This window comes from Methanosarcina mazei S-6, from assembly GCF_000970205.1.
Lineage (GTDB): Archaea > Halobacteriota > Methanosarcinia > Methanosarcinales > Methanosarcinaceae > Methanosarcina > Methanosarcina mazei.
This window is the reverse complement of record NZ_CP009512.1, coordinates 2500343-2522964: the sequence shown is the minus strand read 5'-3', so window position 1 is coordinate 2522964 and position 22622 is coordinate 2500343. Positions and strand designations below refer to the sequence as shown.

Here is a 22622-nt window from a genome sequence, read left to right as displayed (position 1 = left end):
TTGTTAATCAAATATAGCTAATTCTTTATTTCTGTGTTTCATCAATAGAAGAACAGAGTACTTTAGCATTTCAAGACTCTTCGTATAACACTTTGTCTTTCGTCTCAACCTTGCTAGAAAGTGCCTGAATATGCTGTTATATCCTTCAACTGTATACGTTTCTGCTTTTGATTGAGTATGAATAGTTTCTGGAATAAACTCTGCATATGGTTTCCAGTGATCAGTCATTACTTCTTCAATCTTTTTCGTCTTTAATTTTTCCCAGATCAGTTGTCCAGTTTCTGTTCCTCTGCTGCCAAAAGAGCAGTTGATGAATTTTTTCCCAACTCTATCAACAGCAATCCATATCCAGCAATATTTTTTTTGTTACCGATGTAAGTGTGCATCTCATCCATTTCAACAATAGATATCTCATTTTCGCTTTTCAGGTCCTCTAGCTCCCGACCAAATTTCTTTATCCATTTTTGAACAGAAACATGACTTACACCTAAAAATCGCCCTATTGAGCGAAATCCTAATCCTTCAAGATAGAGTTGCAAAGCTTGTCTCTTAACAGAAGTGGGGCTAGCAGTTGATTTCAGCTCTACGGAATAGTTATATCCACAATCATGGCATTTGTACCGTTGACGTCCATCAACTATACCGTTCTTTTTGTGAGTGGAACTATTACATCTTGGGCAGTCCATACAGAACTATAGGCTCTCATAATAGATAACTATGTTTAATTACCAAAGCCCGAGAATTATTATCTGTTTCCTACCGAAAAAGGTACACCTCAAGGAGGGCCTATATCTCCAATAATTGGAAATATGTCCTTAAACGGCTTAGAAAACGCCTTAGCGATGAGATTTTACTCCAGATCAGATGGAACAATTGACAAATCTCATCAAAACAGACACAAGGTTAATTATGTTCGTTTTGCTGATGACCTTGTGGTAACTGCCAATTCCCCGGAAACGGCTCTTGAAATAGTCGATGTCATCCAAGCATTTTTAGATCCTCGTGGACTTAAGCTCAGCGAAGAAAAGACTCTTGTGACCAATATTAGTGAAGGGTTCAATTTCCTAGGATGGAACTTCAGGAAATATAAAGGAAAACTTCTTCCGAAGCCATCTAAAGATTCTCAAAAGGAAGTTATTAAGAAAATCCGTGACGTACTTCACAAAGCAAAAGCATGGGATCAAGACCGATTGATACAAACACTCAACCCAATCATTAGGGGATGGGCACAGTATCATAATCACGCAGTTTCTTCTGCTATCTTCAACAAACTTGATGAAATAGTCTATAACATGCTTATCTCCTGGGCGAAAAGAAGACACTCAAATAAAGGTTTCACCTGGATAACGACCAAATACTGGCATAAATCCGGTAAAAGAAAATACGTATTCTGCACAGAACTACATACGTTGGAGAGATTCTCCAATGCCAAAATTGTTAGGCAAAGACTAGCAAGCCTTAATAAGAATCCATTTATCGACAAAGAATATTTCGAACAATGGAAATTCATGGAATACCACCGGAAGAAACGCATCACTAACCCCAATTTTGTTCTAAACTGACACCCGAAAGGGTAGTAGTGGCTCGAGCCGGATGAATCGAAAGGTTCAAGTCCGGTTCCTAGAAGACGGGGTAGGGAGAAATCCCACCCTGTTATTCGACAAACAGGTTGTTATCAAAAGAGCCTTAAAATCATCAGATTCTGAATGGAACTCACAGTTTGAGGATTTCTTCAAATGCTTTGGTTTTACTCCCCGGTTATGCAGGCCTTACAGGCCTCAGACAAAAGGTAAAATTGAAAATACTGTCGGCTATGTCAAGAGGGATTTCGTCCTTGGAAGACAGTTTACCTCTCTCGAAGACCTGAACGGCCAAGTTCACAGGTGGTTGGAAAGGGTAAACTCAACTGTCCATGGAACAACCTATCAAATCCCTCTTGAACGCTTTAAGGAGGAGAACCTGAGCCCTCTGGATCAGGTTCCTCCTTACAAAGTTGTCCATAAGGAGACCAGAAAGATCTCCAGAGACTGTTATATTTCGTTTCTTGGAAATAAGTATTCTGTTCCTTACAGGTTTGCAGGAAGAACTGCAGAACTTCATATTTTGGAAGGAAAATTAGAGATTTATGTTGATCATGAAAAGGTCTGTGAACATGAAATTCTTCCAGGTAATTGTAGAGTTTCCAAGAAAAAGGAACATTTCCAGGGTCTCCTGAGTGAGATTCTTAAAGAGAATTCAAAATGCAAGAAAAATTCACAGATTCCGTTGAAGTTCTCAGGTCCAGAAGTTGAAAAAAGGTCTCTTGATGTCTATGAAACATTCAGTCAGGGAGGTTTTGAATGAACAACTTCACTTATGAGAAGCTTCACAATAACCTTCAGTACCTGAAACTGAATACAATTGAAGAGCTCCTTGATAACTGCCTTGAAATTGCTGCAAGGGACAGCAAGACAACAATGGAAGTCCTTGATTATCTGTTTGAACAGGAAAAGAAACACAGAGAAGCTGCTGCAATTGAGAGAAGGATGAAAAGTGCAGGTTTTCCTGTGAAAAAGATGCTTGAAGAATTCGATTTTGAGTTTCAGTCATCTATTAATAAAAAAGTCATAGAAGACCTTGCAACATTGAGATTTGTTCATAATGCAGAGAATATTGTTTTACTCGGTCCTCCAGGCGTTGGAAAGTCTCATCTTGCAATTGCTCTTGGGATTGAAGCAGTAAAAGCAGGAATTTCTGTTCACTTTACCAATACAGGAAACCTTATTGAGAGGTTGAAAATAGCAAATAGAGAAGGAATACTTGAAAAGAAGATCAGAGACTTGATGAAATTTAAAGTGCTAATAATTGATGAAATTGGATATCTCCCATTTGATGATGAAGGAGCTCACTGCCTATTTCAGCTAATCTCCAGACGTTATGAAAAGAGTTCAACAATCCTGACATCGAATAAGTCATATGGAGAATGGGGAGAGATATTCAAGGACCATGTAATAGCGGCTGCCTTGCTTGATAGGATACTCCATCATTGTACAACGATTAATATCAAAGGGGAAAGTTACAGACTGAAAGAAAGGAAAAAACAGGGTATAAAAACAGGACTTATACGTCATAATTCTACAGAAATTTTAGAAAATTGAGTAAACTTTATATAAAAAGGTTGGAAAATTCTAGACTGCCCAAAATGGAAAAAAGTTAACCGCCCTTGACACCGTACAACATTATTCACTGTACTGAGCCATTCTTGTCACGCTCGATGCAGGAGAGCGGCCTTCTCGGAAAGCCGAAAAAGAAGATAAAAGGAAAACTGAAAAAGACTCTTCGCTTTTTGTGTGGATTGAAAATAATTTCTCAGTTAGTAAGTAGCCAGATCAAAAAGAGAAACATTGGAATTTAGGGTTTTCAAAATACCAGATAGAGTATCATAATAGGATAATCCTCTCAAGACAGCAGTTAATGATATTTATAAAAAAGTTGTTTTAAGCAGGCGGAAAATGCAAAAAAAGAAAATTGCAGAAGCAAACACACCAATCGTAAAGTAAAATAAATTTCTTATTTTTCCGGGCAGATTTTCAGTATTAAGATTATCCAGTATGAATTCCAGAAGAGAAGGGCCAGCAGGATACATCCTTATTTTGAAATGCTCCCAATGAATTTAACATTTTGTGTTAAATCCTTAACACCGACGAATTAAGGGATAAATAATGAACATGAACGTGAAATACATATTCGGAGCAATAGCCGGCTTGCATCTCATTCAGCTCGTAATAGTGTATCCCTGTTAGGGAACATAAAAAACAAAAAAGAAAGAGATTGAATTCAAAAAGTAGCAAAAGAATTATCGTTTCTTCCCACCCTTCCCCCTCTCCTCCTTTATCCTCTCAAGCAAAATCTCCGCCGTCTCATAATCCCTGCCTTCCCTTCTTGCAATCTCAGCCTCTGTCTCTACAAGTTCCCCTGAAAATGCCTTTGCAAGAATAGATTGCCTTAGTTTTTCTGTTTTTTCTCTTGCTGCTGCGATATTTGATTCAATTGATTGCTCCGTATGACCTTCTGTATGTGGCACCTAAGTTCATCAATGCTGCAATTCTGTCGTTTTTATCTGGATGACTACTCATAAGATTTGCAAAAAGACCTTTAGTAGACGATTCTGTAGAAGAATCCAGTAGTTCACACAAAGCATTCCCATAACTCAGGTTAAAAGCAAATTTATCAGCTTCAAATTCATTATCACGATTTGACTTCATAACCAGCAAAATGCCAATTTTTGTCCAGGCCCACATAAGTGCAATAATTATTGCATCAGTAATATATGATTGCACCATTCCAGCCACTTTTACACCTCCATCCGTCAGATTGTCCGAACTTGGCAATAATTCAAAGAAAGTCGACATCATCTTACCGAATACGCGAACAATTATATATACGAATGTTACAATAAAATTCCCTACACTAATAACCAAGATCCAGTCAGTGTCCCTATGTGCTATGTGTCCTATTTCATAAGCAATAGTTGCTTTTATTTGTTCTACTGGAGCTTTTAATAGTCCGTCTGTAATACAAATGGTTTTTCTTCCTATAGCAAATGCATTAACATCCTGAGTATTTCTTATATATAATTTAACATCTTCAGAGATATGAGGATCAAGTTCTCGTGCCTGTTTTAACACTTCCTTAAAAATAGGTTCTATATAATCAATTTGATCTTTGCGTTTAATCTTTCTACATCCACTATGCAATCTTAGTATCCATTCTCCAAATGGTGATATTGCGATAACGAGAGATACCACATATATGCCTAAACTAAAAAGAAACACTATAATAAAATTTGATGTACTAAACGCTAAACCGAAAAGAATATAAATAACAAATATATTTAAAATTAAATAAATATATATTGGGATATTGTTTTTCCTTATCAAATTATTTTTGTTTCTTCTCATGAAGTTATTTACGAAATCTACAAAGTAAGTCATTTATTTCCTCCTTGTGTTCTTAACGAATTAAATGTTACGTTATGTAAATATATGTCACTTAATTTGATTATGTATGTATTATTTATGCTTTTTTAATTGAATCTCCCTCAAAGGCATAATAATCTAAAAATGGCATTTGTAATGCTGAAAGGTCGCGATTTTAAATTTTAATGTTACCTAAAAAACTTATAAAAATAGCACTTTTTTCACAATAAGTATGTTAAAAAAACGTAAATAAACTTCTATATATAAAAATTTTAAATTCTTGAGTTTTTGTTACAAATAGAATAATTTTTTAATTTAAACTATAAAAATGGGTTTTTGAAAATCTAAAAAACTTAGAGTCGCCTCTCCAAAGCTTATGCTCTAAATAGTCAATTATTTATAATTATGAGAAATATTCTTAAATTTCCAAATTTAAGAATAAACTGAGTTTGAGATAAACTGAAAAATAAAAAAGATTGAACCTCAAGAGAGGTTAAGTTTCATCGTTTCTTCCACCCTTCCCCCTCTCTTCCTTTATCCTCTCAATCAAAACCTCCGCCGACTCATAATCCCTTCCTTCCCTTCTTGCAATCTCAGCCTCTATCTCAACAAGTTCTCCTGAAAATGCCTTTGCAAGAATGGACTGCTTTAGTTTTTCTGTTTTTTCTCTTGCCACTGTAACTTTTGCTTCAATCGAGTCAGCAAAGGCAAAGAGGGCATCAACACGCCTAACTATTTCTTGCTGTTCGGGAAGAGTGGGCAGAGGGATCAAAAGTTTTCTGATTCGAATCAACGCTAATTTACCTTGTGATGCAGAAAATATTTTATTTTGGATTTGATCTTGAATTATTTTTGACCGAAAAACAAGAGCAAGATATTGATTGAAGACTCCATGGAGATCGCACACCTTTGCAGCGTTTTCAGTTAGATTAGCTCCGTCATATTCTTCAGGGACAATTCCTGAATCACCAATACAAGCTCCAACGATAGTGATATAAACATCAGAAGAACTTATTGTATATTTTGAAATCTGATTATAATCATTCTGTTGAAGGTACAATATTTCTCCTTCTACAGTTCCATTTTTAAGATTCCCTGCACGGAGATAAGGATAAGATGTATCATAATTAACGAGGTTGGAACCTTTTTGAAGTCTTTTTCCACCTTTAACATGTCCAATAGAATCGACAGTTGTCCATTTCCATGTGTCAGGAAGGTTAAATTCATCGATTATTACTTCTGAATCTACGGATGAACCTAAATCAATGGAATCTAAAATATCAACCTTAAATTCTATCCCTTGATTTTCTTCCCTCCATACTTCAGTTAGTCTACCCTCACAAGCAGCCGCAAGCACCGATTCTCTGAATTTTTTCAAAATCTCCTGCACCCTGTCAAGCTTTTCATTTGTTGCATCCAGACGGGCGAAAAGTGCTTCAATAGCTGAAACGATGCGGTGCTGTTCGGAGAGTGGGGGGAGAGGGACAGTGTAACTGGATAATTTTTGAAAATTAATTCTTGGTAATTGGACTCCAGAGGAATTGTTGCTTGCGTAGTCTACTACGTTAGGGGTAGATAAAAATCTCATTAAATAATAATTGTTAAGATTCGAAGTTGCATTAAATACTAAAATATCAGTTGAGCAAACACCATCAAAGTTAGGGACACAAACTTTGTTTAAATATGGCCTCAGTTTTCCATAGAGAACGTCTCCTCTGTGGAACATCGTTTTTGTGCTCTTTATATCTACTGAAAAACCGTAACCTTTTATTTGACATTTATGTGATTCGATATGTTCAAGACCAACATATTTTAGATTGGGATTCTCCGAGGGTTCTATTTTTTCTTTTGAGGGTTGAACCAGTTCTCCAAGTGAAACTGACTTCCACCCTTCCGGCAATTCACTCTTCTGCTGCATACCCATTCCCCATCAAATCAAGAATAGCATTCAACTCACCCAGCGCCGCTTCAAGTTCATCAATAGCCTCCGCGGCAAGCTCTTCAGGATCTGGCAGGTCGTCGGTATCGCTTAAAGAATCGTCCCTGAGCCACTTCAGAGAATCAATCTTGTAGTCGCGGGCTTTGAGTTCGGAGATATGGAAACTGCGCCAGCGGTCTTCCTGAGAATCCTTTTCCTCGCGTTTTGCCCTGCCGTTGGGGTCGGAGCCAAAGCACTTTTCAAACTCCGCAAAATGCTCTTTTGTAAGCGGGCGGTCTTTTTTCGTGATCTTCGGCACATTGGTCCGGCAGTCGTAGACCCAGGTCCGGTCTGTGGGGATGCCTTTCGTGAAAAAAATCACATTGGTTTTCGTGCCCGGGGAATAGGGCGTAAATGTGCCGTCCGGAAGCCGGAGGACCGTGTGCAGGTCGCAGTCTTCGCAGAGCACCTTGAAAACCTCTCCTGCCTGGTCGGCAAAAAGCACATTGTCAGGGACCACGATTGCAGCTCTGCCACCGGGTTTCAAGATTGTCATTACGTGCTGGATGAAATTTAGCTGCTTGTTTGAGGTTTCGATAACGAAATCTTCACGGACAGGGGCCTGGTTTGCGCCTTTTGTCCCGAAGGGTGGGTTGGTGAGTACCACATCGAACTTTTTTGATTCCGGGATTTCATAGATGGAATCTCCGAGCTTGATTTCAGGCTCGATACCGTGAAGGTAGAGGTTCATAAGGGCAAGCCTGCGCGGGCGTTCCACAAGTTCCTGCCCGAAATAGGTGCTGTAGCGGATTTTTTTTGCAAGGTCGCGCTCAAGGGCTCCGCCTCCGGTTACAGCTTTCAGCCATTCATAGGCGCAGACCAGAAAACCGCCGGTCCCACATGCAGGGTCCATAATTGAAAAATCACGGTGGTTTCGGGGGTCGGGTTTTGTGCATCTTACAATTGTCTGGATCACAATCCTTGGAGTGAAATACTGACCTGCACCTTTCTTTCCTTCGCTTGCCGCTTTTTCAAGGAGGCCCTCAAAAGCCATTGCTTTGACATCGATATCAAGGCCTGTCCATTCGGTTTCATCGATAAGGGAAATAATCTTCTTAAGGCTCACAGGGTTGTGAAAACGAGAAAGAGCGCCTGCAAATATATCACCAAGGAGCTCTTCCTGCTTACCAAGTGTCCGAAGTGCATCGTTATAATGCTCTGTGAGTTCGGTTCCTGATTTTTCTTTCAGGGACTGCCAGTCGCAGGCTTCAGGAAGTTTAATTTCCCGCTCGTCAGCCATTTTTAAAAAAAGCAGGTATGTAATTTGTTCGATATAATCGCCGTAATCGATACCTTCATGCCGTAAAGTGTGGCAAAAACCCCATAATTTCTGTACAATATCACTCATGCTGCAACTGCCCTGTTAAATTCTGAAATCAAAGTAGAAAGCTTGCCTTCAAAAACACGGTTAGCTTTATTCCAGCCGCCGTAATCGGAAAACACGGGAATATATTCAAAGTCCTCTTTGTCAATGGAGAGGTTTGCAATCAAATGCGATCTGATGCGGTCAAGCCATAAACGCTGATCAGATGTAAAATCTTTTCCCACGGTTACCCGGTCAAAAGCCAGGCTGACCCGTTCTTCCGCTGTCAGGAGAGACTCTTCTTCGCGGGCAGCGTGCTTGATCATCGAAATAATGTCCACAAGAGCTTTATTATATTTCTCTTTGTGTGCCCTCTGCAAATTTTCGATAGTGAACCGCTGCTGGGAAGACTCAAGTTTCTCTTTTAACTCTCCAAGTGCATCCGTGTTCCATTCCTGCGGGCGGTCAAGAAGAATGCCGATTGCAGCAATCTTTTCGAAATTCTCTTTTACAAAATCAGAAAAAATACTCAGATAATCATCCGGTTTATATTCTTTGCCAGCCGCATCCCTGACTATCCATGTGGATGAAACCACGTCCCTTATTGCATAATCCACAAGGAAAGTCTTTGGTGGTCTGGGGTAATTCTCAAGGAGGTTCAAAAAGTCAGGATTTCTCAGGATTCCCATCGTCCCTGTAAAGTCCTCTGAAAGCCGCCTTTCAAGAGAGATAGCAAATCGGTTCAGATCACCTTTTTCTACAAAAGCGCTGAACATATCCCGGGATTCTCCGCTCATCTCCTTATCGATTCTGTTGAGCCTTTTTGTCAGGACACGCACATTATAAGCCCTGTCCCGGTTATTCCATATATCTTCAATAACCTTTTTTATCGGTTTTACTTCCTTTCTGGGCGGTTCGGCTGTTACACCCGTAACCCCTTTGAAATAATCAATGAGGGTCCCGCCAAAGCAGTCAAAAACGACAAAATGAGACTTATCGGGATAATGTTCCCCTTTGCGCGTACCACGCCCGATCATCTGTTCAAACAGGATTCGGGATTTCATGGATCTTAAAAACACAATATACTCGATATCCGGGACATCAACCCCTGTTGAAAGAAGGTCAACCGTTACTGCTATTCCAGGCTCTTTCCTATTCCGGAACTCCCTTATCCTCTGCAAAGGTCGGTCAACTTTGCCTGTAATCTTCTGGACGAACGAATCCCCTCTACCAAAAATATCCCTTGCCTGATCAACTATCTGGTCAGCATGGGAAGAAGAATTTGCCAGGTCCTGTACGGCAAAGATCAGGGTCTTTGGAAAGCGTCCATATCTTTCTTCATGCTCATCGGCATACCGTTTGATCTCCTGAAGGATTTTTTTATTAGAATCAATATTAGTAATCTCCTTCTCGATCTTCTCAGCCGAGAACTCACGTTCGTCTTCAAGAGTGTCTATTTTACTTTGCCCTGTTTCGGAATCTATAACTCCGACCATTTCTCCTTCACGAAGGAATATCCCACTCATGCGGACGCCTGATTCCAGTGCAACAATATCATAGTCAACTAGATATCCGTCTCTGACAGCCTGTTCATAACCGTATTTATAAACGACATCTTTAAAGTATGCAAGTGTATGAGCAGCAGGCGTAGCCGTAAGCCCTACTTTTATAGCATCAAAATGGTCAAGTGTGTCTCTCCAAACCGAAACCTCCTGTGCGGAATAACCCCTGTGACATTCGTCAGCTATGATCAGGTCAAAAGCATGAATTGGAATATCAAGCTGCCCTGCATCTTCATCCTCGGGCTCGTCACTGCATGAATAATCAGAAGCCTTTCCGAACAGGTTAATGGTCATCCGCTGAATTGTGGATACATATACAAAACTGTGCTCTGGCTTCGGGTCTGTAAGGTAGGCTTCAGGGATCAAATTTGAATCAAAAGCTTCGTTTTCATCCAAATCGCCTCTTTGAAAATGCTGGCTGTAAACCTCATAGGTTTTATCAAATTTCAGTCCCTGCTCAGTTTCAAAGGACGAAAAAGCCCTGACCGCCTGCGCAGCAAGTGCTCTTCTGTCAACAAGAAACAGGACTCTTTTTGCAACCCCTGCCTTAATCAAGCGGTAAATAAGATTGACAATCGTAAATGTCTTCCCGGTTCCGGTAGCCATTGCGACCAGCATTGTCCGTTTCCGATCAACAATAGCCCTCCCTATAGCATCACAGGCTTCACGCTGATATGGTCTCATTCTTGTATTATCAGGGATCTCAAAAAATGTGGTACTTCTATCTTCAGAGTCATAATTTAACTTCTCAACCAGCGCCTCAGGTGTGTGAAATCCGAATATTGGTCTCGAACGGCTAAGAGCAGGGCGTACATCGTGGTGCCGGATATCTTTTCCGTTAGTGGAATATAAAAAAGGAACTCTGTATCCGTTAAAATTGAAAGGGTTATTTGAAAGCCCACGTGAATACCTTTCAGCCTGAGTTAAAACACTTTGTGTACCAGACTCTTCTTTCTTTGCCTCAATAATTCCGAGGATTTTTCCTCCTACGCAAAGCGCATAATCTGCAGGTCCGTAATCAGTTGGATACTCTCTTATCGCACAATTATTGTAATTATCTTGTCTTTTTGTCTTATCATAGAAAACGATATTCCACCCTGCAGCAGCAAGCATCGGATCTATCAGTCTTTTCCGTGTCTCAGCTTCATTGAGTTTAGCCATTGTAAATCATCATAATTATTGGGGATTTGTTATGGGAATTTAAACTTCATCACAGATTATATTTATTTGTATAAATAAGTTGGAGTTTTTTTATTGATATTTATAATACAATAGTAATTTATTAAAAAAGGCACTCTGAAAAAGATACATTATATACAATGCACAGACTTACAGAAAGTGAGACTATGGCATGAAAAGCTGTAAATCTTCTAATTTTTCCCTGCCTGTAGTTACCTTCCTGTATTTCGGAATCGTGAGCCCTGGGAAGAGGTAACTTTTTTCTTGAAGTACCGAATAATATAACTCCAGTGATTATAATTATGGCATAGGTGATATGGTGGCGTATTTATTCCTATTTAATATATTTTACTAATATCTCCATTAAAATGGAATAAAGAACAGGAAGGTTGCTGAATATTCACCATAGGGAAAACTTCAAACAACTTTTGAACTTCTTTACAGGTTTTTTCAACTTATTCTTATCGAATCAAAAACCATTGACGGATAGCCGATATAAAGAGTAAAAAATTTACCATTATATTTGAAGGACAAAACTTAAATTGCAGAAATAGATTTCCACTGTTAAAACATGGACACTCTTCTAATGATAAAAGTGTTTTTAATACATTACAACCTTTTAATACATTATCAGTTTTTAATACTTCACATATTATTTCTAATTAATTACATTCAGTTTAATAATCAGGGATGCGTGTTTATACATGAAAGAATCCGTCAGAAAACTTGGGCTCATAGGGGCTGGCCTGTGGGCAATGACAGAAGATAGAGTAAATGAACTTGTGAAAGACCTTGTCGACAGAGGGGATATCAGCAAAGAGGAAGGCAAGAGAACTGTTCAGGACCTGGTGGAGGAGAGCAGGAAACAGAGGATTGACCTCGAAAAGAAAATATCTGATAAAATGCAGGATGCCATTGCAAAGGCAGATGTTTTCACAAGAAAAGACATGAATGAGCTTGAAGCAAGGTTAGAAACCCTGGAAGACGAAGTCCGGAAAATGAAAAATAAAGAAAAGATGTTCTTCAAATGAGATCATCTTTTTCTATTCTTAAATATCTTTTTTAATCTATTCTTAAATATCTTTTTTAAAGTTCTTCAATAACTATTTCTTCGTCAAGGCTTGAATTATTTAGCAGGTCCTCAAGGTCTGTAACATTTTCCTCAAACTCCTTAAGATCTGCTTCGGTTAGCTCCTGTTTTGCTGAGGTATTTTCACCATCCTCTGCACCCGGAATCTCCTGGGATATACCTGCTTCTCCCACGTCTGTATTGTCTTCAACGCAGCCTGATGCTGCAAGCCAGAAAATTAATATTGAGATTACAAATATATGTGTAAATTTTACCATTTTTTTGCCCCCTTAACTCTCCAGTTCTTCCTCAGTGGAATTTTCTGATTCATTTTCCGTTCCATTTTTGGCATCATCGAACTCTGGTTCTGGATTATTTCTGGCTCTGTTTCTGTTGGTCTCTTCAGATCTATACTGCTCCAATTCCTCGAAGATTTCTTTCAGGACATGATTTGCTTCTTTTATTTCTCCAAGTGCATTTTGAAGATAACCGTTTGCTTTTGAAAGTTCTTCCTCGGTAGCGTTTTCTTTATTGTAAATCTCTTTTGCAGCCTCGCTATTCTTCCTTGCTGAAGCCATCAGGGCATTATAATTTTCAAGCTTTGACTCAAGTTCAGATGTATTTACTCCGGTTTCATTCAGTTTTTCCAGTTCTTTTTCAAGCTTTCTGGAAATTGACTCTGATTTGTTAGCAAAATCATCTATTTTCTCGCCTGCAGTCTGTCCAGTCTCTACAGCAGTCCTGTTTTTCACATTGTTCCAGACGCCGCGCACAGATTCAGTTGCTTTTGTAAAGTCTTCAAGGTCTTCGGCTTTTTCAATAGCTTTCTTCTCTTCCTGTAGCTGGCTTATTCTTTCCTCAATAGCATTAATTCTCGCTTCCGTGCCGCTCCCGTTCGACTGTTCAAGGTTGTACTGAACTTTTTCAAGGTGGGCTATCATATAGTCAATACTTGCATTCAGGTATTCCCTTGTAGTTTCCAGGTCTTTTTCATTGTAATTTCCTGCTCTTAACCTGCTCCTAATTATAAGGAAGTTTTTCCTCGAATTCTGGTAATTATTTTTCTGAGTATTTAGCTTTTCTTTTAACTGTTTTCTTTCCTGCACTTCTTCATGAGGCTGTTTCTGTCCCCGGGTTAAATTCTCATTTTGATTTTTTTCCTGATTTTTCTCCTGAAGCAATTCAGTTTTCTGAAAAGTTTCAAAAGACTTTCCATTCCTGTCAGCATTACCTGCCCCAGCCCCATTTCCGGCAAGAGCTGACGGTGATAGTACACTAAAAAGTATGAATATTAAGGTTAGATAAGAAGCATAATGGATAATTTCCCCTGGCTTAGTCGTATGACTTCCTCCATTGAAATTTTTGATTGTTATATTATTGAGGAGGGATAATATATAAGCATATTTTTTCATAAAGAGGGTTATAAGTAGATAAATGTTTAATTTAAAGCCCAACATTGATTCTATTAATCACATAAGACTTCAAAGGCATTTGTGCTCAGTAAATTACTGCTAATTAAAGTAAGCTTTTTATACTTCAATTCGACATCTGTGTAAAAATAATTAGTGATTGTACGGACTTTTATATTTTTGATTTTTCTCTTTCGAATATAGATCTTCAGCATCACATAAATAAAATAATTAAATAGTAGCGTTTTGCCTGTAAAAGCTGGATTTTACTGAGGATAATCCGATTCATTCCTGGTATTACCTGAAAAATAATGGCTGGATTAAAAATCAAAACTCCAGACTCTGGCCTGCAATAAGCATAAACCATTAACCGAATTAAACAGGTTAATATCGGATTAACAGAGACAGAGAACAAAATCGAATAGAAAACTGGAACAAAAAACTTCAGTGCTTGAAAAGGAGATTTTGAGAAGACAGAGTATGAAGGATATTTTTTAATTAAATATTTCATTTGAATATTTCATTTGAATATTTCATTTGAATATTTCATTTGAATATTTCATTTGAAATTATCTTTTCATTTCATTTACGTTTTTCACTTCTTACTATTTTTATCTCTTCACTTTTTACTCCTGTTTTTATTTACCTTTTGTCTTCTTCTCGTCTCACTTTCAGCTATTCCGGCTTTTTTGTTTTACACCCGGGAGTTCTTCAAGTACTATTTCGTCTTCAATACTTGCATTTTCCAGCAGTTGCTGAAGCTCAATCATGTCATTGTCAATTTCCTGAATTTCAGCCTGAGTAAGTTCTATTTCTGAATAATCCGATATCCCATTCTCTGCTCCGGCGTCAGGATTAATTCTTTCATCATCCATATCAGATTCACTATTTCCAACACAACCGGATCCTGCAAGCCAGACTATTAAGGCTAACAGTAAAAGCAGATGAGTGAGTTTAGCCATTTTAATGTCTCCTAATTCTAAATCTATAATCAGAGAAGTTCTCAGCCTTTTCTTCTGGGGGATGTTTTTTATTCTGCTTCTGAATAATTAATTCGTTTACAGGAGTACCGTTTTTACAGATTAATTATCAATTCATATAGATAATTATTAATCTGTACCTTTTGTATTATTAAGTTCTGTTTTTATATCATTTTCTGTTATAACTTTTCCGATTTCATTAAAGCCATGTCCCTTCAATTCATCGAAAATTACTTTAAGTATCTGATTCGCCTTATTCACATTATTTAGAGATTCACGCAGATAATTGTTTGCCACTTTCAGATCGTTCTGGGTAGCAGTGTCGTCTTCATAAATAGAATCAGCAGTTGCTTTCTTCTCACGGGCAGCTTTTATATATTGATTATAACTGGCAAGCCTTGTCTGAAGATCAGCAGTATTGACACCGGTTTCGTTCAGGCTTTGAATCTGAACCTCAAGCCCGCCAGAGAGATTTTCTGATTTCTCAAGGAACTCCCCTACTTTCTGGCTAACGATTTGCCCTGCACCTGCCAGGCTGGCTTTCTGTGCATTGGTCCATATCCCGCGCACGGAACTGACTGAAGTAATGAGTTCAGCCTGGCTGGATGCATCTTTAACTGCTGCCTGTTCAGCCTCAAGCCTTTTAATGCTTTCATCTATAGCAGCTATCTTTTCTTCTGCTCCACTGCCGTTTGAATGCTGCATATTGGTTTTTACATTTTTCAGGTGGGCTATCATATAGCTGATACTTGAATTAAGGTAGACTTTAGTGGCATCTATAGCTTCTTCAGAACCCGGATTAATTTTTCCTGTCTGAATTTTATTTCTTACTTTCAGGAAATCCCCTTTTGCTTCCCTGTATTCACTTTTCTGTAACTGAAGCTCTTCCTGGGTATGTTTTCTTTCCAGTTTATAAGCTGTATATTTATCCCTGTCCTGCGTCTGGATTCTTTCCTCTTCCTTCACGCTTTCGGAACCTGAACTTTCAGTACCTCTATTCTTTTCTGAACTGTTTTCATAATTTTCTGTATCGATAGTATTTTCATCTGCATACTGATTTCGATTTCCATTCTCCGGTGAAGATTTGGCAGCAAATGCTTCTCCAGACAGTATGCTGAGTATGATTAATATAAATGTGATATAAGCCAGATATCTAACAACCACTAATTTTTTCATCTGACTGCCTCCTTTGGCAAGTTATAATACTGTGATAATGGAATAGTGACATATAAGCATACTTTTCAGAATAAAACTGATAAATTATATTATATTTGCTTGCAAGCTTGATTGGATCTCTATTTTCTTGATAAAACTTTAATGCGCCTCCAGCTTATTTTAACCTCTGATAATGAAAAGTAAAAGATTTATGCTAAAAACCCATTTAAAGCTTCGTGAATTTTAGAAAGCTCTGCAAGATCGCCTGTGTATTTATTTTCCTGCTGTTTGTTCAGGGAAACGCAGTTGCGGCGACGATTCACGGGTCTGTATACGAGTGGTATACTTTTAAGCCCCTCGAGAACTCAATAGTCGAGATTAACTCTACTCCGGAGCAGTATCTTGTTGCAACGGATGCTGAATACTCTTTTAACCTTACTCAGGGAACATATCTGATAACTGCCAGTTATCTCGAAGATAACACCATAGTATATCAGACTGAAGAAGAAGTTATAATTACCTCCGATGATGGTGATTATGTTCACGACCTTCTCCTCTTCCCAACCTATCAGCAGGATCTTCTTTACCAGGAGGACTTTGAAAATGTTGATCTGGATCTGGAAGAAGAAACTCAACCTGAGACAAATTCACAGAATACGATCCTTATATTTGCAGCAGTCGCACTCTGTATTCTGCTTCTGGCAGGTTATTTTATAAAAAAGGGCAAAAAAAATCCTCCTGGAAAGGCAGCATATCCCCCGGAAGAAACTCGATCTCTTACTGGATCAGAACCGGCTGTGTCAGAATTAATTTCATCAAATCCGGCTTCATCAGAATCAATTTCATCAAAACCATCCTCATCAGAATTAATTCCATCACACTCAGCTTCATCTGAATCAAATTCACCGGAATCTGAAAATCTCAAAGCAGAGTCACAAATGCCTGAATATGCAGAGCCGGGTGAAGGTATCTCACTCGAAAAGGTTTCCGGAACAAATTATGAACTTTCTGGATCTCATATTGGAGATGTCTCTGAGATAGTGATCCCTGCTCAGGAAACAGAGATACCTGTTCAGGAGACAGAGTTATCTGTTCAGAAAAGAGAAAAGTTGCCAGCTGACTCTAAAACGTCTATTAGTTCACTCTCTGAAGAGAAACCTGATTTGTTAAGTCCGGAAGTTCCGAAAAGCCGGGAAGCAAGCCTGCCGGATGATCTGAAAGAAATTATGGATCTGATACGAGCCAGTGGAAACCGGATCACTCAGAGAGAGCTCAGGAAAAAGTCACCTTATTCAGAGTCCAAAGTCAGCCTTATGCTTTCGGATCTCGAAGAACGCGGATTGATTGAAAAGTTCAAAAAGGGCAGAGGGAACATTATCAGAATTCCAGATTCAGAGATTCTCAAACAGGGAGAGTTTCTGGAAAAGAAGGAGTAAGCGAATGTATAGGAGTAAGTGGGATGTATAAAAGTAAGTGAGATGTTAGAAGTAAGTGAGATGTTAGAAGTAAGTGAGATGTTAGAAGTAAGTGAGATGCTAGAAGTAAGTGAGATGTTAGAAGTAAGTAAAATGTATAGAAGTAAGTTGGTACAGGATAAGTGGGATGTATAAACAAAATAGTAATTTGAATGAAGTATTAAACTCTTACCTAAACTCTTACCTCTTTTGAAAAACCATAAATAGCAAACTATATAACTGAATTAATCTACTAAGCAGCAGGAAAAGTAATAAAAATTTCAAAGACTTGGCATATGATATTTCCGGTTCGCATCCTGATTCGTTATGCAGGAACTGCCTTTTATAATCTGGCAAAATCAGTTACTTTATATAAATATCGTATGTTCATTAAAATTAATCTATTATTATTTGACGTACTTGAATATTATAAATTGCACGAGGGACACTATGCGAGTTTCCATGGACATTGAATTAAAAGATGTGCCCGGGCAGATGCTTTTAGCCCTCCAGCCTCTTTCGGAATTCAAAGCTAACCTGATAACGGTTTTGCATCATCATCAGAAAAGGACCCCCAGAAAGACGGTACCCGTACAGCTCGTACTTGAGATGAAACCTGAAAGTATAGAAGCAATAAAGGCAAAACTTGAGGAAAATGGGATAAGAGTTGTAAGGGTTGGAGAACATCGTTTCAGAGAAAGCATAAATGTGGTTCTTATAGGGCACGTGGTCCATACAGGGATACAGGACACTATTGACGAGATTGATAAGACCGGGTTTGCGGAAGTCGTGGATCTTTCACTATCCATGCCAGGCATTAATTTGCTTTCTTCAGCCCTGATCAGAGTCGATGCTGTGGGCAAAGAAGACCTGCAAAAGGCGCTTGATATTCTGAAAAAAGTCTCGGCAAAGAAAGATTTGCTGATGGTGCTTCCAATAGACATCCAGGCCTGATAGAGAAGGAGATTTGAAAATATGAAAACAGTGCGCTGTTCTATTTTAGGATTTGGTGCAATCGGACAGGGTGTAGCCGAGGTACTCCTTATGAAAAAAGAGTATCTGGAAAGTATCGGGCTGGAAATTATAGTGGTCGCTGTAGTGGACTCAAGAGGAGCTACTATAAATCCCGAAGGTGTTGACCTTGCAGACTGCCTTGCACGCAAAAGAACCACGGGCACGGTTGCTATAGAAAAAATTACAGGCGTTGAGGTTATAAAGTCCATAGACCACGACCTTGTTATAGAGACCACTCCCACAAATATCGTCACCGGAGGAGCGGGGCTTCAGAATATGTTTGCAGCCTTCGAAATCGGTAAAGATGTCATTACCTCCAATAAAGGTCCACTTACCCTGAAATACAGAGAACTGATGGAAGCCGCAAAAGTTGCGGGGTCCAGTTTCAGGTTCGAAGCTACGGTTGGCGGTTCCATGCCCATCATTAACCTGGCAAATGAGGTTCTTGCAGGAAACAGGCTTAAAAGCATCAAAGGGATTTTGAACGGGACATGCAATTATATCCTTACCAGGATGCTTGAAGAAAGGGCAAGTTATAAAGACATTCTCGCCGAGTCCATGGAACTCGGAATCGCCGAAACCGACCCCACATACGATGTGGACGGGATTGATACTGCCTGCAAGCTTGTAATCCTTGCCAATGCGATTTTCGGCCTCAATGCAACGTATAAGGATGTTGAGGTTACAGGGATCACGAAAATTACTCCCGAAGCTCTGGAAATGGCTTATGAAAGGGGGCACGTGATCAAGCTCATAGGAGAGGTCAGCAGGGAAAGAATCCATGTTGCTCCGAGGCTTGTGCCCATCAATCACCCTCTTGACGTGAGGGGCACTCTTAATGTGGCTTCCATAGATACCGAGCTTGCAGGAGAAATTACAGTTACGGGTAAGGGTGCAGGACCTGTAGAAACGGCAAGTGCAATTCTCAGTGACCTGATTGCAATTTACGGAAATCAGTAAATACTTGAAGATACAGGCTTCCATTGACCGGAATCTGAAAAACAAAAATAAAAGAGGCTGTGTGGGTAATGACAAGTTTCAGGGAATTTGCAGAAACGTGCCAGGCAATTGAAAAAATATCAAGCACTATAGAGACCACAAATAAGGTTGCCGACCTTCTCAAAAAGGTTGATGTTGAAGAGCTTCCTGTTGCCACTCATTTTATTATGAGTGAGGTTTTTCCTGCCTGGAGTGGGGAACAGCTCGGGATTGGCACAAGCCTGCTTTACGTTTCTCTTTCCAAAGCCTCAGGCATGTCCATACACAGTATAGAATCTCTTGTCCGGACGACCGGAGATATAGGGGATACAGCACTCCTTATCCTTAAAGAAAAAAGAAAAAATCAGGTGACATTCTCTTCTTTCTTTGAGGAAAAGCCAGAGCTATCAATAACAGAGGTTTACAGGCGTTTCAAGATCGCATCAGAAGCTTCTGGAAAAGGTTCACAGGATATTAAGGTCAAAAACCTCCAGTTTCTGTTCACTTCATCAAGTCCTAGGGAAGCAAAATACATCTCAAGGCTTGCGCTTGAAGAACTCAGGATAGGCGTGGGAGAAGGAGTTGTCAGGGACGCTATTGCAAAAGCTTTTTCTGTTCCTGCAGAGATTGTGGAACATTCCTTCATGGTTACAAATGACCTCGGAATAGTGGCTGCAGCGGCTAAAAAAGGAGGGGTTGAAGCTCTCGAGAGACTCGGGATAGAAATTAACCGCCCTATCAAGATGATGCTTTCTCAGATCAGCCCTGACATAGATGCTGATATAAGAGCCATGAAGGAGGTTGCAATTGAATGGAAATTTGATGGGGCCAGGGTCCAGATCCACAAGGACGGAAATTCCGTAACTCTTTTTTCGCGTAAACTTGAAAATGTTACCAGTTCCCTCCCTGACCTCGTTGAAATAGTCCGAAAACATGTAAAAGCTGAGTCAGCGATCCTTGACGGAGAAGCCGTAGCTGTGGACGAAAATGGGGTTCCAAGGGCTTTTCAGGAAATTCTCAAGCGTTTCAGGCGAAAGTACGATGTCAGGGAAAAGGCACTCGGAATTCCTATCCAGCTCAACTTTTTTGACATTATGTACATCAACGGCAAAACTTTGATAGATCTCCCGCTTCTCGAGAGGAGGAAAGCTCTTGAGTCCTGTGTTGAGAGTTCTGTCGAGGACTCAAAGTCCATTTCCGTGGCTGAGCAGGTCATAACCGGAGACCTTGAGCTTGTGGAGAAGATCTACAGGGAAGCCTTAAAAGCCGGGCATGAAGGAGTTATGGTTAAAAACCCGAATTCCGTTTATTCTCCTGGAAAACGCGGAAAAAACTGGCTCAAGAAAAAACCTCTCATGGACACTCTTGACCTTGTAATTGTCGGAGCTGAATGGGGTTTCGGGCGCAGGGCAAACCTGATCGGCTCTTATACCGTTGCCTGTTACGACCCCGATACTACTCGCTTCCTGCAGGTAGGCAAGGTCGGCACGGGGCTTACGGACGATCAGCTAAAAGAGCTTACGGAAATACTCTCAGGGCTAATGGAAGGCGGAGAAGCCGGAGGAGTATTTGCTATCAGGCCAAAGGTTGTCCTTGAAATCGCTTTTGAGGAAATCCAGAAAAGCCCCAACTACGACTCGGGTTTTGCACTTCGTTTTCCCCGTTTCATCCGCATCCGTGACGATAAAGACCCGGAAGAAGCGGATACTATCCAGCGGATAGGGCGCGTATACAGTCAGCAGCTGAAAAGACTGTAAATTTCCTGTTTTTGAAAAGAGCTGAAGAGTGAAATAAAATAACCTGTTTGAGCTGATTCATAAAAGGAATCAAATATACTTGAACAGGTCGTCCCTTTTCATTTCGTGCAGCCTGTCCCTTAGAAGTCCCTTTAATGTTTTGAGGTCTCCTTTTTTGGCACTTATGGGAGCAATAATATGCTTCCAGTTCTGCCAGGGGGGTTCAAGTCCCAGACGGATGGCGACCTCGTTGAGGAGAGGGTCAGATTCGTTTTCTTTGACTTTGTCCATCTTGTTTGCAGCAACAATGGTATCAATCCCGATTTCTCTCAGGAAATCAAACATCTCAACATCGATTGGAATCTGGTCTCTTGAATCCCACCGGTCAACTATTTCTGGAAATGCCGGCCCGTCGATTACCAGAACAGCTATTTTAATCCTCCCGGCATTATCTTCAATGTAGTGTACGGTTTTGTCCTTTACTATGTCCTGCTTCCTCTCCTTCACCCCGCTCATGAAGCCGAAACCCGGCATATCTGTGATTAGCAGATCCGAGACCTGGGCATGTGTGGGGCGCAATGTGACTCCTGGACGTTTTCCTACCCTGACCTTTGCCCCGAAAAGTTCTTTCAGGAGAGAAGATTTGCCTACATTTGAACGTCCTGCAAAAATAATCTCAAGGTTTATACCACTTTCAGATGCAGTCTTACTTGTCTTCATTTTTGTTTAACCTCTTTTGCTTCTCCGATCTTTTTATCGAAAGCCCGGAGAAAACTTTCCAGAGAACCTTCCGGTATTCGTGCTCCTGCCGCAACAGGGTGCCCGCCTCCGCTCCCTCCAAAACTGGGAGCAACTGAGCGGAGGATTCGGTTCAGGTCTACTTCTCCGCGGGAACGTATACTCAGGTCATACGCTCCCTTTTTCTCCCTGTATTCCGCTGCAATTCCAACCTCCCTCCGGCCGTAGGAAGCTGCATAGATTGCTGCTTTTGAAATGGAGTTATTCGTATTTACAACATACGCGCTGTTTTTGAGGGCTTTAACACTTTTTTTTACGCAGAACCGGATTTTTTCTTCGTTAATTGCAGCTTCTCTTGCGAGTTCGAGCAGATCCGGGATATTTGAAGGGATTATATTTTTTGAAAGGGGTTCAAGCAGAGTCCTTTTGAATTCATAATCTTTTCCCTTATGGAGTATTGCCTGGATCAGGGTCCCTGCCTGGAAATAGAGGCTTCTTTTGTCCCAGTCTTTCACCCAGTCCTTTACACAGGGGGTGTTATCACTGAAGTCCCCTATAGCCCCGTAAATTGCAACTCTTTTCATCTCTGAGCTCAGAAGGTCTTCAAAAACTCTATAAGTCAGCTCTGAAGCGCATACTTCTGTTTCATGGTAAAACCATTCTTCTTTACTGCACCTTTCCGGAAGTGGGTGGTGGTCAATGTAATAAAGGTTACATTCTTCCGCAAACTTCCCAAGTGCAGATTGGAGTTCAGTGCAGTACCTTTCATCAATAGCAATATCGCAGATAATGAGAGTTTCAACATATTCTATAAGATTTAATTTTTCAAGAAGGCTCACAGGGCTTGTAAAGTATACATATGCATCAGGAAAAGCGCTTTTTGCAAGTGCTCCCGAACATATCCCGTCAGAGTCCCCATGAGTAAGGATCAGGGTTTTTGCTTTGAGCTGGTTCTGAGCGTCTGTCATGATTTGATTCCTTTTTTTCCTGCTAATTTTTTAATGTATTATTCTAATTGTTTTGTGTTCCTTATTAATCAGTTTATAGTATTTACTGATACTACTGATACTCAAAAAACTTAAACCATTTTTTTCATGCTTAAAGGAACC

Annotated in this window: 19 protein-coding genes and 1 pseudogene; 8 read left to right on the top strand and 12 right to left on the bottom strand. The window is 39.9% G+C overall.

Annotated features, from left to right (window positions below):
* Positions 1-3: 3 nt before the first annotated feature.
* A protein-coding gene (locus MSMAS_RS18325; RefSeq protein ID WP_230633226.1) for an IS1 family transposase occupies positions 4-686 on the bottom strand; the annotation gives its coding sequence in 2 pieces (ribosomal slippage) (positions 4-363 and positions 366-686; 681 coding nt in all).
* A 63-nt stretch (positions 687-749) separates the two neighbouring features.
* Between MSMAS_RS18325 and MSMAS_RS10755 the strand changes: the two genes are divergently transcribed.
* The 3 genes and pseudogenes from MSMAS_RS10755 to istB all read left to right on the top strand — a co-directional run bounded on the left by MSMAS_RS10755 (position 750) and on the right by istB (position 3137).
* Positions 750-1562 carry a group II intron maturase-specific domain-containing protein gene (locus tag MSMAS_RS10755; protein ID WP_226987756.1) on the top strand — a complete coding sequence of 271 codons (813 nt, stop codon included), beginning with the start codon at positions 750-752 and terminating at the stop codon, positions 1560-1562.
* 97 nt (positions 1563-1659) lie between these two features.
* Positions 1660-2343 (top strand): annotated as a pseudogene (locus MSMAS_RS10750) (Mu transposase domain-containing protein); the annotation flags it as partial.
* Entirely contained in the window at positions 2340-3137 is a 798-nt protein-coding gene (istB, locus tag MSMAS_RS10745; protein WP_011034609.1) for an IS21-like element helper ATPase IstB, read from the top strand. The pseudogene MSMAS_RS10750 and the gene istB, both read left to right, overlap by 4 nt.
* A gap of 698 nt (positions 3138-3835) precedes the next feature.
* Here the strand turns inward: istB and MSMAS_RS10740 are convergent.
* The 5 genes from MSMAS_RS10740 to MSMAS_RS10720 all read right to left on the bottom strand — a co-directional run bounded on the left by MSMAS_RS10740 (position 3836) and on the right by MSMAS_RS10720 (position 10962).
* Positions 3836-4063 (bottom strand): hypothetical protein, encoded by a 228-nt coding sequence (locus tag MSMAS_RS10740; RefSeq protein ID WP_048041028.1) that lies wholly within the window; start codon positions 4061-4063, stop codon positions 3836-3838.
* A complete protein-coding gene (locus tag MSMAS_RS10735) occupies positions 4026-4973 on the bottom strand; it encodes a zinc metalloprotease HtpX (protein WP_048046554.1) in 948 nt (315 codons plus the stop codon). The genes MSMAS_RS10740 and MSMAS_RS10735 overlap by 38 nt, the downstream gene beginning before the upstream one ends.
* A gap of 478 nt (positions 4974-5451) precedes the next feature.
* Positions 5452-6876, bottom strand: coding sequence for a restriction endonuclease subunit S (locus MSMAS_RS10730; RefSeq protein WP_048046553.1), 1425 nt, complete (start codon positions 6874-6876; stop codon positions 5452-5454).
* Entirely contained in the window at positions 6860-8284 is a 1425-nt protein-coding gene (locus tag MSMAS_RS10725; protein ID WP_011034613.1) for a type I restriction-modification system subunit M, read from the bottom strand. Before MSMAS_RS10725 ends, MSMAS_RS10730 begins: the two co-directional genes overlap by 17 nt.
* Positions 8281-10962 carry a type I restriction endonuclease subunit R gene (locus MSMAS_RS10720; RefSeq protein ID WP_011034614.1) on the bottom strand — a complete coding sequence of 894 codons (2682 nt, stop codon included), beginning with the start codon at positions 10960-10962 and terminating at the stop codon, positions 8281-8283. Before MSMAS_RS10720 ends, MSMAS_RS10725 begins: the two co-directional genes overlap by 4 nt.
* Before the next feature lie 722 nt (positions 10963-11684).
* On the opposite strand from MSMAS_RS10720, the gene MSMAS_RS10715 reads away from it, so the two are divergent.
* Positions 11685-12011 (top strand): phasin family protein, encoded by a 327-nt coding sequence (locus tag MSMAS_RS10715; RefSeq protein WP_011034615.1) that lies wholly within the window; start codon positions 11685-11687, stop codon positions 12009-12011.
* A 55-nt stretch (positions 12012-12066) separates the two neighbouring features.
* Here MSMAS_RS10715 and MSMAS_RS10710 read toward each other — a convergent pair whose 3' ends face one another.
* The 4 genes from MSMAS_RS10710 to MSMAS_RS10695 form a co-directional block, all read right to left on the bottom strand.
* The gene (locus MSMAS_RS10710) at positions 12067-12327 is read right to left on the bottom strand and encodes a hypothetical protein (RefSeq protein WP_011034616.1); all 261 of its coding nucleotides are present in this window, start codon (positions 12325-12327) and stop codon (positions 12067-12069) included.
* A gap of 12 nt (positions 12328-12339) precedes the next feature.
* Entirely contained in the window at positions 12340-13155 is an 816-nt protein-coding gene (locus tag MSMAS_RS10705) for a hypothetical protein (protein WP_011034617.1), read from the bottom strand.
* A 974-nt stretch (positions 13156-14129) separates the two neighbouring features.
* A complete protein-coding gene (locus MSMAS_RS10700; protein WP_011034618.1) occupies positions 14130-14420 on the bottom strand; it encodes a hypothetical protein in 291 nt (96 codons plus the stop codon).
* A 147-nt stretch (positions 14421-14567) separates the two neighbouring features.
* Positions 14568-15614, bottom strand: coding sequence for a hypothetical protein (locus MSMAS_RS10695; RefSeq protein WP_011034619.1), 1047 nt, complete (start codon positions 15612-15614; stop codon positions 14568-14570).
* A gap of 215 nt (positions 15615-15829) precedes the next feature.
* On the opposite strand from MSMAS_RS10695, the gene MSMAS_RS10690 reads away from it, so the two are divergent.
* The 4 genes from MSMAS_RS10690 (at position 15830) to MSMAS_RS10675 (ending at position 20796) form a co-directional block, all read left to right on the top strand.
* On the top strand, positions 15830-17029 hold the full coding sequence (locus MSMAS_RS10690) for a helix-turn-helix transcriptional regulator (protein ID WP_011034620.1): 1200 nt from the start codon (positions 15830-15832) through the stop codon (positions 17027-17029).
* Between the two features lie 468 nt (positions 17030-17497).
* Positions 17498-18001: an amino acid-binding protein gene (locus MSMAS_RS10685; protein ID WP_048038009.1), complete on the top strand. Its 504-nt coding sequence runs from the start codon at positions 17498-17500 to the stop codon at positions 17999-18001.
* Between the two features lie 21 nt (positions 18002-18022).
* Positions 18023-19021, top strand: coding sequence for a homoserine dehydrogenase (locus MSMAS_RS10680; RefSeq protein WP_011034622.1), 999 nt, complete (start codon positions 18023-18025; stop codon positions 19019-19021).
* 68 nt (positions 19022-19089) lie between these two features.
* Positions 19090-20796, top strand: coding sequence for an ATP-dependent DNA ligase (locus MSMAS_RS10675; protein ID WP_011034623.1), 1707 nt, complete (start codon positions 19090-19092; stop codon positions 20794-20796).
* Between the two features lie 69 nt (positions 20797-20865).
* Here MSMAS_RS10675 and engB read toward each other — a convergent pair whose 3' ends face one another.
* Together engB and MSMAS_RS10665 are read right to left on the bottom strand one after the other, a co-directional pair.
* A complete protein-coding gene (engB, locus tag MSMAS_RS10670) occupies positions 20866-21495 on the bottom strand; it encodes a GTP-binding protein EngB (RefSeq protein ID WP_011034624.1) in 630 nt (209 codons plus the stop codon).
* Positions 21492-22481 carry a DHHA1 domain-containing protein gene (locus MSMAS_RS10665; RefSeq protein ID WP_048046552.1) on the bottom strand — a complete coding sequence of 330 codons (990 nt, stop codon included), beginning with the start codon at positions 22479-22481 and terminating at the stop codon, positions 21492-21494. The genes engB and MSMAS_RS10665 overlap by 4 nt, the downstream gene beginning before the upstream one ends.
* Positions 22482-22622: the final 141 nt, after the last annotated feature.